Origin of the sequence: Pseudomonas sp. NPDC089422 (genome assembly GCF_044749405.1) — a bacterium.
Taxonomy (GTDB): Bacteria; Pseudomonadota; Gammaproteobacteria; order Pseudomonadales; family Pseudomonadaceae; genus Aquipseudomonas.
In genome coordinates this window covers 1-14088 of sequence record NZ_JBIVHW010000029.1, presented here as the reverse complement: position 1 = coordinate 14088, position 14088 = coordinate 1, and the positions used below count along the sequence as shown (strand labels likewise).

Annotated in this window: 11 protein-coding genes, 1 tRNA gene and 1 pseudogene; all 13 read left to right on the top strand. The window is 58.2% G+C overall.

Annotated elements, in window-relative coordinates:
- Positions 1-111: pseudogene (locus ACIPZ8_RS27960) on the top strand (elongation factor Tu); the annotation flags it as partial.
- A gap of 54 nt (positions 112-165) precedes the next feature.
- Positions 166-241, top strand: a tRNA-Trp gene (locus tag ACIPZ8_RS27955).
- A gap of 44 nt (positions 242-285) precedes the next feature.
- Positions 286-654, top strand: coding sequence for a preprotein translocase subunit SecE (secE, locus tag ACIPZ8_RS27950; protein WP_008089117.1), 369 nt, complete (start codon positions 286-288; stop codon positions 652-654).
- Positions 655-663: 9 nt separating this feature from the next.
- A complete protein-coding gene (nusG, locus tag ACIPZ8_RS27945) occupies positions 664-1197 on the top strand; it encodes a transcription termination/antitermination protein NusG (RefSeq protein WP_003255501.1) in 534 nt (177 codons plus the stop codon).
- Between the two features lie 119 nt (positions 1198-1316).
- Entirely contained in the window at positions 1317-1748 is a 432-nt protein-coding gene (gene rplK, locus ACIPZ8_RS27940) for a 50S ribosomal protein L11 (RefSeq protein ID WP_003255500.1), read from the top strand.
- Positions 1748-2443 (top strand): 50S ribosomal protein L1, encoded by a 696-nt coding sequence (gene rplA / locus ACIPZ8_RS27935; RefSeq protein ID WP_027919361.1) that lies wholly within the window; start codon positions 1748-1750, stop codon positions 2441-2443. The genes rplK and rplA overlap by 1 nt, the downstream gene beginning before the upstream one ends.
- Positions 2444-2641: 198 nt before the next feature.
- A complete protein-coding gene (gene rplJ, locus ACIPZ8_RS27930; RefSeq protein ID WP_016715872.1) occupies positions 2642-3142 on the top strand; it encodes a 50S ribosomal protein L10 in 501 nt (166 codons plus the stop codon).
- Between the two features lie 78 nt (positions 3143-3220).
- Complete coding sequence (rplL, locus tag ACIPZ8_RS27925; protein ID WP_003255496.1) at positions 3221-3586, top strand: 50S ribosomal protein L7/L12; 366 nt, start codon at positions 3221-3223, stop codon at positions 3584-3586.
- Positions 3587-3805: 219 nt separating this feature from the next.
- Entirely contained in the window at positions 3806-7879 is a 4074-nt protein-coding gene (gene rpoB, locus ACIPZ8_RS27920; protein WP_103448759.1) for a DNA-directed RNA polymerase subunit beta, read from the top strand.
- Positions 7880-7943: 64 nt separating this feature from the next.
- Positions 7944-12143, top strand: coding sequence for a DNA-directed RNA polymerase subunit beta' (gene rpoC / locus ACIPZ8_RS27915; RefSeq protein WP_167063063.1), 4200 nt, complete (start codon positions 7944-7946; stop codon positions 12141-12143).
- A gap of 211 nt (positions 12144-12354) precedes the next feature.
- The gene (gene rpsL, locus ACIPZ8_RS27910) at positions 12355-12726 is read left to right on the top strand and encodes a 30S ribosomal protein S12 (protein ID WP_003255492.1); all 372 of its coding nucleotides are present in this window, start codon (positions 12355-12357) and stop codon (positions 12724-12726) included.
- A gap of 106 nt (positions 12727-12832) precedes the next feature.
- A complete protein-coding gene (gene rpsG / locus ACIPZ8_RS27905; RefSeq protein ID WP_003246741.1) occupies positions 12833-13303 on the top strand; it encodes a 30S ribosomal protein S7 in 471 nt (156 codons plus the stop codon).
- A 30-nt stretch (positions 13304-13333) separates the two neighbouring features.
- Positions 13334-14088 (top strand): GTP-binding protein (locus ACIPZ8_RS27900; protein ID WP_400730366.1); only part of this gene is annotated, 755 nt, incomplete at its 3' end.

The following is a 14088-nucleotide window of genomic DNA, read 5'->3' as shown; positions in this document are numbered from 1 at the left end:
ATGACTGTTACCCTGATCAAGACCATCGCAATGGAAGACGGTCTGCGCTTCGCTATCCGTGAAGGCGGTCGTACCGTCGGCGCCGGCGTCGTAGCAAAAATTATTGAATAAGTAGTTGATTTTCCTAATCAGGCCGGTATAATGGCCGGCCTGATACAGCGTTACAGGTCAGTAGCTCAATTGGCAGAGCGACGGTCTCCAAAACCGTAGGTTGGGGGTTCGATTCCCTCCTGACCTGCCATTTCACCTCGGTGTGATGGCTTTCTTCTTACAGGATCCTCCTCGATGACCCCCAAAACTGAAGCCCAAGAATCGCGTTTTGATCTGTTCAAGTGGCTGGCTGTAGTGGCTTTGGTGGTTGTTGGTGTTGTGGGTAATCAATATTACTCCGCCTCTCCGATCCTGTATCGCGTCCTTGCACTTCTCGCCCTGGCTGCTGTCGCAGGCTTTGTTGCTCTGCAGACTGCGAAGGGTAAGTCGTTCTTTGCGCTGGCGAAGGAAGCTCGTACCGAGATCCGTAAAGTCGTGTGGCCGACCCGCCAGGAAACCACCCAGACCACGCTGATTGTCGTGGCTGTCGTGCTGGTTATGGCACTGCTGCTGTGGGGTCTTGATTCCCTGCTCGGCTGGGCGGTCTCCCTGATCGTTGGCTAAAGGTGTCCCGTGGCTAAGCGTTGGTATGTTGTGCATGCTTACTCGGGTTACGAGAAGCATGTAATGCGCTCCCTGATCGAGCGCGTGAAGCTGGCTGGCATGGAAGACGGTTTCGGCGAGATCCTGGTCCCGACCGAAGAAGTCGTTGAAATGCGCAATGGCCAGAAGCGCAAGAGTGAGCGCAAATTCTTCCCTGGCTATGTACTGGTCCAGATGGAGATGAACGAAGGGACTTGGCACTTGGTCAAGGATACCCCTCGTGTGATGGGCTTTATCGGCGGTACTGCAGACAAGCCTGCGCCGATTACCGATAAAGAAGCTGAAGCTATCCTGCGTCGCGTTGCCGACGGTAGTGACAAGCCGAAGCCGAAGACGCTGTTCGAGCCGGGTGAAGTGGTTCGAGTCATTGATGGTCCGTTCGCTGACTTCAATGGTAGTGTCGAAGAGGTTAACTACGAGAAGAGCCGTCTGCAGGTTGCAGTGCTCATTTTCGGTCGCTCTACTCCGGTAGAGCTCGAGTTCAGCCAGGTCGAAAAGGTCTAGGCGGACGAAGCATCCCATACCCCGCAGCCCTGTGTGCTGCGGGGTTTTGTCGTCACTGGGATAAAACGCAAGTCATCCGGGGAGCCATCAGGCGTTCGTACCCGATTTTGGAGTAGCTCATGGCTAAGAAGATTCAGGCTTACATCAAGCTGCAAGTTAAGGCCGGCCAGGCCAACCCAAGCCCACCCGTTGGTCCAGCTCTGGGCCAACACGGTGTGAACATCATGGAGTTCTGCAAGGCCTTCAACGCCCGTACTCAGGGTCAAGAAGCCGGCCTGCCGACTCCAGTGATCATCACTGTCTACAGCGACCGTAGCTTCACCTTCGAGACCAAGAGCACCCCTGCCTCGGTTCTGCTGAAGAAAGCTGCTGGCCTGACCAGTGGTTCGGCTCGCCCGAACACCGTTAAAGTCGGTACCGTTACCCGTGCTCAGCTGGAAGATATCGCCAAAGCTAAACAGGCTGATCTGACCGCCGCTGACCTGGACGCAGCTGTACGCACCATCGCTGGCTCTGCCCGCAGCATGGGCCTGAACGTGGAGGGTGTGTAATGGCTAAGCTGACCAAGCGCCAAAAGGCAATCGCCGAGAAAATCGAAGCAGGCAAGGCCTACAATTTCGAAGAAGCCGCAACCCTGCTCGCTTCGCTGCCGGCTGCCAAATTCGTAGAGTCCTACGACATCGCCGTTAACCTCGGTGTTGACCCGCGTAAATCCGACCAGGTCGTTCGTAGCGCTACCGTGCTGCCACACGGCACTGGCAAGACCGTACGTGTTGCCGTCTTCACCCAGGGTCCAGCTGCAGAAGCCGCTCTGGCTGCCGGTGCTGACCGCGTAGGTATGGACGATCTGGCTGCCGAAATGAAAGGCGGTGACCTGAACTATGACGTCGTCATCGCATCGCCTGATGCCATGCGCGTTGTAGGTCAGCTGGGTCAGGTTCTGGGTCCTCGCGGCCTGATGCCTAACCCGAAAGTGGGTACCGTGACTCCAGACGTAGCCGGCGCTGTCAAAAACGCCAAGGCTGGTCAGGTTCGCTACCGTACCGACAAAAACGGTATCATCCACACCTCCGTTGGCAAAATCGGCTTCGAAGCTGACAAGCTGAAGGAAAACGTTGAAGCCCTGATCGCTGACCTGAAGCGTATCAAGCCGGCCTCTTCGAAAGGTATCTACGTCAAGCGCGTTACCCTGAGCACCACCATGGGCCCAGGTCTGATCATCGATCAGAGCTCGCTGAACGTGTAAGAACATGGTGGCGCGACGTGTCGCGTCACCAGCAAAAATTGGGGTCCCTGCCTGGCGGGGGCTATCCAAGACCGTAGGCGGCGCAAGCCTTAAAACACCAGCCCACGCAGATGGTGCTCCCGATTCGTTTACCGAATCAGACACCAAAACGACATCCGGCTTCGGCCAGATGAAACGGTAAAAACCAGGAGTAAACCCGTGGCAATTAAACTCGAAGACAAGAAGGCCATCGTCGCTGAAGTCAACGAGGCTGCCAAAGTCGCTCTGTCCGCTGTCGTGGCCGATGCCCGTGGTGTGACTGTAAGCGCAATGACCGGACTCCGTAAAGAGGCCCGCGAAGCTGGCGTATACGTACGTGTCGTACGTAATACCCTGCTCAAGCGCGCTGTTGAAGGCACCGAATTCTCGATCCTCAACGACGCGTTCAAAGGCCCGACCCTGATTGCTTTCTCCAACGAACACCCGGGCGCTGCTGCTCGTCTGTTCAAAGAGTTCGCCAAGGGTCAGGACAAGTTCGAGATCAAGGCAGCTGCGTTTGACGGCAATTTCATTGCAGCGAACCAGATCGACGTGTTGGCTACCCTGCCGACCCGCGACGAAGCTATTGCGAAACTGATGAGCGTGATCCAAGGCGCTACCAGCAAGCTGGCTCGTACTCTGGCAGCCATTCGCGACCAGAAAGAAGCTACCGCTGCCTAAGGCACGCGAAACTCTTTCAAAATCATACGTTTAATTTGATGGCTGCGTAGGCTGTCACCCCAATACAGGATTTAAGTCATGTCTCTGACTAACGAACAAATCATCGAAGCAATCGGCCAGAAAACCGTTCTGGAAGTTGTTGAGCTGATCAAAGCTATGGAAGAAACCTTCGGCGTTACCGCTGCTGTTGCCGCTGCTGGCCCAGCTGCTGCTGCTGCCGTTGTTGAAGAGCAGACCGAGTTCAACGTTGTCCTGGTTGAAGCCGGCGACAAGAAAGTGAACGTGATCAAGGCCGTTCGCGAACTGACCGGTCTGGGCCTGAAAGAAGCCAAAGAGAAAGTCGACGGCGCTCCTCAGGTTGTAGCTGAAGGCGTTTCGAAAGAAGCCGCTGAAGACGCTAAGAAGAAGCTGGAAGAAGCAGGCGCTAAAGTCGAGCTGAAGTAATTTCGACTTTGCGATGCCAGCCTGAGCGTTGAGCGAAAGGCTGATGGCTGGTGGCTTATGCCACCGGCCTTTTTCCGTTATTGGTGGCTGGTCAAGCCGGCCCCGATAACACGCTGCAAGACACCCATGTGGGTGCGCAAACCAAGGGGTTTGCACGATTTTCTGGCTGCTCCCGCCGGGAGAAGCCAAACAAGCAGGTGACCAAGCTGGGGAACGCTGATGGCTTACTCATACACTGAGAAAAAACGTATCCGCAAGGACTTTAGCAAGTTGCCGGACGTCATGGATGTGCCATATCTTCTGGCCATCCAGCTGGATTCGTATCGCGAATTCCTGCAAGCGGGAGCATCCAAGGATCAGTTCCGTGACGTCGGCCTGCACGCGGCCTTCAAGTCGGTATTCCCGATCATCAGCTACTCCGGCAATGCTGCCCTGGAGTACGTAGGCTACCGCCTGGGCGATCCCGCCTTCGATGTGAAGGAATGTGTCCTGCGTGGCGTGACCTTCGCGGTCCCACTGCGGGTCAAGGTGCGCCTGATCATCTTCGACAAGGAATCGTCGAACAAAGCGATCAAGGACATCAAAGAGCAAGAAGTCTACATGGGTGAAATCCCCCTGATGACTGAGAACGGTACCTTCGTTATCAACGGTACCGAACGAGTAATCGTTTCCCAGCTGCACCGTTCGCCTGGTGTGTTCTTCGACCACGACCGTGGCAAGACGCACAGCTCCGGCAAGCTGCTGTACTCCGCTCGCATCATCCCTTACCGCGGTTCGTGGCTGGACTTCGAGTTCGACCCGAAAGACTGCGTGTTCGTGCGTATCGACCGTCGCCGCAAACTGCCGGCCTCGGTACTGCTGCGCGCGCTGGGTTACAGCACGGAAGAAGTACTCAACACCTTCTACACCACCAACGTATTCCACATTTCCGGCGAAAAACTCAGCCTGGAACTGGTACCTCAGCGTCTGCGTGGTGAAGTCGCGGTCATGGACATCCATGACGACAGCGGCAAGGTCATTGTCGAGCAGGGCCGCCGTATTACCGCGCGCCACGTCAATCAGCTCGAGAAGGCTGGCGTCAACCAGCTGGACGTGCCGATGGAATACGTCCTCGGCCGCACCACCGCCAAGGCCATCGTTCACCCGGCCACTGGCGAGATCCTGGCCGAGTGCAACACCGAGCTGACCACCGAGCTGCTGATCAAGATCGCCAAGGCTCAGGTTGTTCGCATCGAGACCCTGTACACCAACGACATCGACTGCGGTCCGTTCATCTCGGATACCCTGAAGATCGACACCACCAGCAACCAGCTGGAAGCCCTGGTCGAGATCTATCGCATGATGCGTCCAGGCGAGCCGCCGACCAAGGATGCTGCCGAGACCCTGTTCAACAACCTGTTCTTCAGCGCCGAGCGTTACGACCTGTCCGCCGTTGGCCGCATGAAGTTCAACCGTCGTATCGGTCGCACCGAGATCGAAGGTTCGGGCGTGCTGAGCAAGGAAGATATCGTCGAGGTTCTGAAGACCCTGGTCGATATCCGTAACGGCAAAGGCATCGTCGACGACATCGACCACCTCGGTAACCGTCGCGTTCGTTGCGTCGGCGAGATGGCCGAGAACCAGTTCCGCGTTGGCCTGGTACGTGTTGAGCGTGCGGTCAAGGAACGTCTGTCGATGGCCGAAAGCGAAGGCCTGATGCCGCAAGACCTGATCAACGCCAAGCCGGTAGCGGCGGCGGTGAAGGAGTTCTTCGGTTCCAGCCAGCTCTCGCAGTTCATGGACCAGAACAACCCGCTCTCCGAGATCACCCACAAGCGCCGTGTTTCTGCACTCGGCCCTGGCGGTCTGACCCGTGAGCGTGCTGGCTTTGAAGTCCGTGACGTACACCCGACCCACTACGGCCGTGTGTGCCCGATCGAGACCCCTGAAGGTCCGAACATCGGTCTGATCAACTCCCTGGCAGCCTATGCCCGCACCAACCAGTACGGCTTCCTGGAAAGCCCGTACCGCGTGGTGAAGGAAGGCGTGGTCAGCGACGACATCGTGTTCCTGTCGGCCATCGAAGAGGCGGATCACGTGATCGCCCAGGCTTCGGCCGCGATGAACGAGAAGAAGCAGCTGATCGATGAGCTGGTTGCGGTTCGTCACCTGAACGAATTCACCGTCAAGGCGCCGGAAGACGTCACCCTGATGGACGTTTCGCCGAAGCAGGTTGTTTCTGTTGCGGCGTCGCTGATTCCGTTCCTTGAGCACGACGACGCCAACCGTGCATTGATGGGGTCGAACATGCAGCGTCAGGCTGTACCAACCCTGCGTGCCGACAAGCCGCTGGTAGGTACCGGCATGGAGCGCAACGTTGCCCGTGACTCCGGTGTCTGCGTGGTTGCTCGCCGCGGTGGTGTGATCGACTCGGTCGACGCCAGCCGTATCGTCGTTCGCGTTGCTGATGACGAAGTCGAGACCGGCGAAGCCGGTGTAGATATCTACAACCTGACCAAGTACACCCGTTCTAACCAGAACACCTGCATCAACCAGCGTCCGCTGGTGAGCAAAGGTGACAAGGTTCAGCGTGGCGACATCATGGCCGACGGCCCGTCCACCGACATGGGTGAGCTGGCACTGGGTCAGAACATGCGCATCGCGTTCATGGCATGGAACGGCTTCAACTTCGAAGACTCCATCTGCCTGTCCGAGCGCGTGGTTCAGGAAGACCGCTTCACCACCATCCACATTCAGGAACTGACCTGTGTGGCGCGTGACACCAAGCTTGGCCCAGAGGAAATCACTGCGGACATCCCGAACGTGGGTGAAGCCGCTCTGAACAAGCTGGACGAAGCCGGTATCGTCTACGTAGGTGCCGAAGTCGGCGCTGGTGACATCCTGGTCGGCAAGGTCACGCCAAAAGGCGAAACCCAGCTGACTCCGGAAGAAAAACTGCTGCGCGCAATCTTCGGTGAGAAGGCCAGCGACGTTAAGGACACCTCCCTGCGCGTGCCGACCGGCACCAAGGGTACCGTCATCGACGTACAGGTCTTCACCCGTGATGGCGTCGAGCGCGACAGCCGCGCCCTGTCCATCGAGAAGATGCAGCTGGACGAGATCCGCAAGGACCTCAACGAAGAGTTCCGCATCGTCGAAGGTGCAACCTTCGAGCGTCTGCGTGCTGCCCTGAACGGCCAGGTGGTCGATGGTGGCGCGGGCCTGAAGAAAGGCACCGTGATCACTGACGAAGTGCTGGACGGTCTGGAGCACGGCCAGTGGTTCAAACTGCGCATGGCCGAAGATGCACTGAACGAGCAGCTGGAAAAGGCTCAACAGTACATCGTCGACCGTCGCCGTCTGCTGGATGACAAGTTCGAAGACAAGAAGCGCAAGCTGCAGCAGGGCGATGACCTGGCTCCAGGCGTACTGAAGATCGTCAAGGTCTACCTGGCAATCCGCCGTCGCATCCAGCCGGGTGACAAGATGGCCGGTCGTCACGGTAACAAGGGTGTCGTCTCGGTAATCATGCCGGTAGAAGACATGCCGCACGACGCCAACGGTACTCCGGTTGACGTGGTACTGAACCCGCTGGGTGTACCTTCGCGTATGAACGTCGGTCAGATCCTCGAAACCCACCTGGGCCTGGCGGCCAAAGGTCTGGGCGAGAAGATCGATCGCATGATCGAAGAGCAGCGTAAAGCCGCTGAACTGCGCACTTTCCTCACCGAGATCTACAACGAGATCGGTGGTCGTCAGGAGAACCTGGAAGAGTTCACCGACGAAGAGATCATCGCCCTGGCGAACAACCTGAAGAAAGGCGTGCCGATGGCCACCCCAGTCTTCGACGGTGCCAAGGAGCGTGAGATCAAGGCCATGCTGAAACTGGCAGACCTGCCAGAAAGCGGCCAGATGGTGCTGTTCGACGGCCGTACCGGCAACAAGTTCGAGCGTCCTGTGACCGTTGGTTACATGTACATGCTCAAGCTGAACCACTTGGTGGACGACAAGATGCACGCGCGTTCCACTGGTTCCTACAGCCTGGTTACCCAGCAGCCGCTGGGTGGTAAGGCGCAGTTCGGTGGTCAGCGTTTCGGGGAGATGGAAGTGTGGGCGCTGGAAGCATACGGCGCGGCATACACCCTGCAAGAAATGCTCACAGTGAAGTCGGACGACGTGAACGGCCGTACCAAGATGTACAAGAACATCGTGGATGGCGATCACCGTATGGAGCCGGGCATGCCCGAGTCCTTCAACGTGTTGATCAAAGAGATCCGTTCGCTCGGTATCGATATCGATCTGGAAACCGAATAACACGTGACGCGAAGGGGAGTGGGGCAGGTAATGCCCGCTCCCTGCTCCGCCAGGAGGAAAGGCCTTGAAAGACCTACTGAATTTGCTGAAAAACCAGGGTCAAGTCGAAGAGTTCGACGCCATCCGCATCGGTCTGGCGTCGCCTGAAATGATCCGTTCGTGGTCGTTCGGTGAAGTTAAGAAGCCGGAAACCATCAACTACCGTACGTTCAAGCCTGAGCGTGACGGCCTGTTCTGCGCCAAGATCTTTGGCCCAGTCAAGGACTACGAGTGCCTGTGCGGCAAGTACAAGCGCCTCAAGCACCGCGGCGTGATCTGCGAGAAGTGCGGCGTTGAAGTTGCCCTGGCCAAGGTTCGTCGTGAGCGCATGGCGCACATCGAACTGGCCTCGCCGGTTGCCCACATCTGGTTCCTGAAGTCGCTGCCGTCCCGTATCGGCCTGCTGATGGACATGACCCTGCGTGACATCGAGCGCGTGCTCTACTTCGAGAGCTACGTCGTGATCGACCCGGGCATGACCACCCTCGAGAAGGGTCAGCTGCTGAACGACGAACAGTACTTCGAAGCGCTGGAAGAGTTCGGTGACGACTTCGACGCCCGCATGGGTGCCGAGGCTGTCCGCGAGCTGCTCCACGCAATCGACCTGGAGCACGAGATCGGCCGCCTGCGCGAAGAGATTCCGCAGACCAACTCGGAAACCAAGATCAAGAAGCTGTCCAAGCGCCTGAAGCTGATGGAAGCGTTCCAGGGCTCGGGCAACCTGCCTGAGTGGATGGTCCTGACCGTCCTGCCAGTGCTGCCGCCGGACCTGCGTCCGCTGGTTCCGCTGGATGGTGGCCGCTTCGCGACCTCCGACCTGAACGACCTGTATCGTCGGGTGATCAACCGTAACAACCGTCTGAAGCGCCTGCTCGATCTGTCGGCGCCGGACATCATCGTGCGCAACGAAAAGCGCATGCTGCAGGAAGCGGTCGACGCCCTGCTGGACAACGGCCGTCGCGGTCGCGCCATCACTGGCTCGAACAAGCGTCCGCTGAAGTCCCTGGCCGACATGATCAAAGGTAAGCAAGGTCGCTTCCGTCAGAACCTGCTCGGTAAGCGTGTGGACTACTCCGGCCGTTCGGTAATCACCGTAGGCCCGACCCTGCGTCTGCACCAGTGCGGTCTGCCGAAGAAGATGGCCCTCGAGCTGTTCAAGCCGTTCATTTTCGGCAAGCTGGAAATGCGTGGTCTGGCGACCACCATCAAGGCTGCCAAGAAGATGGTCGAGCGCGAGCTGCCAGAGGTGTGGGACGTGCTCGCCGAGGTGATCCGCGAACACCCCGTACTGCTCAACCGTGCGCCGACCCTGCACCGTCTGGGTATCCAGGCCTTTGAACCGGTTCTGATCGAAGGTAAGGCTATCCAGCTGCACCCGCTGGTCTGTGCCGCGTACAACGCCGACTTCGACGGTGACCAGATGGCCGTTCACGTGCCGCTGACGCTGGAAGCCCAGCTCGAAGCGCGCGCGCTGATGATGTCGACCAACAACATCCTGTCGCCAGCCAACGGTGAGCCAATCATCGTTCCGTCGCAGGACGTTGTACTGGGTCTGTACTACATGACCCGTGAAGCCATCAACGCCAAGGGCGAAGGTCGCGTGTTCGCCGACCTGCAGGAAGTCGACCGCGTATTCCGCGCCGGCGAAGCTGCCCTGCACGCGAAAATCAAGGTTCGTATCAACGAAACCGTGAAAGAGCGTGACGGTTCGGTGGTCAAGAATACCCGCATCGTCGACACCACCGTCGGCCGTGCGCTGCTGTTCCAGGTTGTTCCGGCAGGCCTGCCGTACGACGTGGTCAACCAGCCGATGAAGAAGAAGGCGATCTCCAAGCTGATCAACCAGTGCTACCGCGTGGTTGGTCTGAAAGAGACCGTTATCTTCGCTGACCAGCTGATGTACACCGGTTTCGCTTACTCGACCATTTCCGGTGTTTCCATCGGTGTTAACGACTTCGTTATCCCGGACGAGAAAGCCCGCATCATCGGTAACGCTACCGACGAAGTGAAGGAAATCGAGAGCCAGTACGCCTCCGGCCTGGTAACCCAGGGCGAGAAGTACAACAAGGTCATCGACTTGTGGTCGAAGGCGAACGATGAAGTGTCCAAGGCGATGATGGCCAACCTCTCGAAAGAGAAGGTCATCGACCGCGAAGGCAACGAAGTCGACCAAGAGTCCTTCAACTCGATGTACATGATGGCTGACTCGGGTGCGCGGGGTTCCGCAGCCCAGATCCGTCAGCTGGCCGGTATGCGTGGCCTGATGGCCAAGCCGGACGGCTCGATCATCGAGACGCCGATCACCGCGAACTTCCGTGAAGGTCTGAGCGTACTCCAGTACTTCATCTCGACCCACGGTGCTCGTAAGGGTCTGGCGGATACCGCACTGAAGACTGCGAACTCCGGTTACCTGACTCGTCGTCTGGTAGACGTTGCGCAAGACTTGGTCGTGACCGAGATCGACTGCGGCACCGATCAGGGCCTGCTGATGACCCCGCACATCGAAGGCGGCGACGTTGTAGAGCCGCTGGGTGAACGTGTACTGGGCCGTGTCATCGCCCGTGACGTGTTCAAGCCAGGCACCGAGGACGTCATCGTTCCGGCCGGTACCCTGGTCGACGAGCAGTGGGTCGAGTTCATCGAGCTGAACAGCATCGACGAAGTGATCGTGCGTTCGCCGATCAACTGCGAAACCCGCTTCGGCATCTGCGCCAAGTGCTACGGTCGTGACCTGGCTCGCGGTCACCAGGTGAACATCGGTGAAGCTGTCGGCGTTATCGCTGCGCAGTCGATCGGTGAGCCGGGTACCCAGCTGACCATGCGTACGTTCCACATCGGTGGTGCTGCAAGCCGTACCTCGGCTGCCGACAGCGTCCAGGTGAAGAACGGCGGTATGGTTCGCCTGCACAACCTGAAGCAGGTTGAGCGCGCCGACGGTAACCTGGTTGCCGTATCGCGTTCCGGTGAGCTGGCCATTGCCGACGAATTCGGTCGTGAGCGTGAGCGTTACAAGCTGCCTTACGGTGCGGTGATTTCGGTCAAGGAAGGTGACAAGGTCGAAGCTGGCGCAATCGTCGCCAAGTGGGACCCGCACACCCACCCGATCGTTACCGAACTGAAAGGTACCGTGACCTTTGTGGGCATGGAAGAAAACATCACCATCAAGCGTCAGACCGATGAGCTGACCGGCTTGACCAACATTGAAGTACTGGACGTCAAGGATCGCCCTGCCGCAGGCAAGGAAATCCGTCCGGCAATCAAGATGGTCGACGCCGCTGGCAAGGACCTGTACCTGCCAGGTACCGACGTGCCTGCACAGTACTTCCTGCCGGCCAACGCCCTCGTTGGTGTGGCTGACGGTGCCCAGATCGGTGTTGGTGACGTTATCGCGCGTATCCCGCAAGAAACGTCGAAGACCCGTGACATCACCGGTGGTCTGCCACGCGTTGCCGACCTGTTCGAAGCGCGCCGTCCGAAAGAAGCCTCGATTCTGGCTGAAGTCAGCGGCACCATCGCGTTCGGTAAAGAGACCAAGGGCAAGCGTCGTCTGGTCATCACTCCGACCGACGGTAGCGATCCGTACGAAGAGCTGATTCCGAAGTGGCGCCACCTGAACGTCTTCGAAGGCGAACAGGTAAACCGCGGCGAAGTTATCTCCGACGGCCCGAGCGATCCGCACGACATCCTGCGTCTGCTGGGTGTGAGCGCGCTGGCGAAGTACATCGTCAACGAGATCCAGGACGTTTACCGTCTGCAAGGCGTTAAGATCAACGACAAGCACATCGAGACCATCCTGCGTCAGATGCTGCGCAAGGTCGAGATCGCCGAGTCGGGTGACTCCAGCTTCATCAAGGGCGACCAGATGGAACTGACCCAGGTGCTGATGGAAAACGAGCGCCTGGCAGGGGAAGACAAGTTCATCTCCAAGTTCACCCGCGTGCTGCTGGGTATCACCAAGGCCTCGCTGTCGACCGAGTCGTTCATCTCCGCGGCTTCCTTCCAGGAAACCACCCGCGTACTGACCGAAGCGGCGGTAACCGGCAAGCGCGACTACCTGCGCGGCCTGAAAGAGAACGTGGTCGTGGGTCGTCTGATCCCGGCCGGTACTGGTCTGGCCTACCACAGCGAGCGCAAGCGTCGCCGTGATGCCGACAAACCGCTGCGTGTGAGCGCCAGTGAGGTGGAAGCCGCACTGACCGAAGCGCTGAACTCCAGCGGCAACTAAGTACAGGGCAGGGCCCCGGCAAGCCTCGAACGGCCATCGGTGACATGAAATGTTGCCGATGATCGGGCGAGGAGGGCCGGGGCCTCGTCTTGACTGGGTGCAAGATCCTCCGTAGACTTTTGTACCCTTAAATTTGGTGAGGCTCCGTCTCGCCAATTTTTGGCTTTCTTGCAAGACAATAGAGTCGCAAGACAATCAGTGGAGCTAGTAGATGGCAACTATCAACCAGCTGGTACGTCAGCCGCGCAAGCGTTCGGTCGAGAAGTCCGACGTTCCTGCGCTGCAGAACTGCCCGCAACGTCGTGGCGTGTGCACCCGCGTGTACACCACCACGCCGAAAAAACCTAACTCGGCACTGCGTAAAGTATGCCGTGTGCGTCTGACCAACGGTTTCGAGGTTTCCTCGTACATCGGTGGTGAAGGCCACAACCTGCAAGAGCACAGCGTCGTCCTGATCCGTGGCGGCCGTGTAAAAGACTTGCCAGGTGTTCGTTACCACACCGTTCGCGGCTCTCTGGATACTTCGGGCGTTAAAGGCCGTAACCAGGGTCGTTCGAAGTACGGTACCAAGCGTCCGAAGTAATCGGCCGTTTGCAGACTTCCATTTTTTTGAGTCGATAAGAGTAAGGTCGGGCAGGGGTCGAAGACCCACGTCCCGGGCTAACCTGAAGACCGTTTGAGGGCTTATCATGCCAAGACGTCGTGTAGCAGCAAAACGTGAGATCCTTGACGATCCGAAGTACGGATCCCAGATCCTCGCCAAGTTCATGAACCACGTGATGGAAAGCGGCAAGAAGGCCGTAGCCGAGCGCATCGTTTACGGTGCCCTGGATACCGTCAAAGCACGCAAGAACAGCGACCCCCTGGAAATCTTCGAGAAAGCTCTCGACGCCATCGCTCCGCTGGTCGAAGTAAAGTCCCGCCGTGTTGGCGGTGCCACTTACCAGGTTCCGGTTGAAGTTCGTCCATCCCGTCGTAACGCTCTGGCAATGCGCTGGCTCGTAGACTACGCCCGCAAGCGCGGCGAGAAGTCGATGGCTCTGCGCCTGGCCGGCGAACTGCTGGATGCTGCCGAAGGCAAAGGTGCTGCAGTCAAGAAGCGTGAAGACGTGCACCGTATGGCTGAAGCCAACAAAGCGTTCTCGCACTACCGCTTCTAATTCAAGCATCAATCATTTTGCGAGGGCTTTATGGCTCGTACTACAGCAATTAACCGCTACCGTAACATCGGTATCTGTGCTCACGTTGACGCGGGCAAGACTACCACTACCGAGCGGATCCTGTTCTACACAGGTCTGAGCCACAAGATGGGCGAGGTGCATGACGGCGCCGCGACCACCGACTGGATGGTGCAGGAGCAGGAGCGCGGTATCACCATTACCTCCGCTGCCGTTACCACCTTCTGGAAAGGTTCCCGTGGTCAGTACGACAACTACCGCGTAAACGTCATCGATACCCCCGGCCACGTTGACTTCACCATTGAAGTAGAGCGTTCGCTGCGTGTACTCGACGGCGCGGTCGTTGTGTTCTGCGGTACTTCCGGCGTTGAGCCACAGTCCGAAACCGTATGGCGTCAAGCCAACAAGTACGGCGTTCCACGTGTTGTCTACGTGAACAAGATGGACCGTGCTGGTGCCAACTTCCTGCGCGTTATCGGTCAGATCAAGAACCGTCTGGGTCACACCCCGGTTCCGGTCCAGCTGGCTATTGGTGCGGAAGACGACTTCCAGGGTCAGGTTGACCTGATCAAGATGAAAGCCATCTACTGGAACGACGACGACAAAGGTACTACCTACCGCGAGGAAGAGATTCCTGCTGAGCTGGTGGGCCTGGCCAACGAATGGCGCAGCAACATGGTCGAGGCTGCTGCCGAGGCCAACGAAGAGCTGATGAACAAGTACCTTGAAGAAGGTGACCTGTCCGTCGAAGACATCAAGGCTGGTCT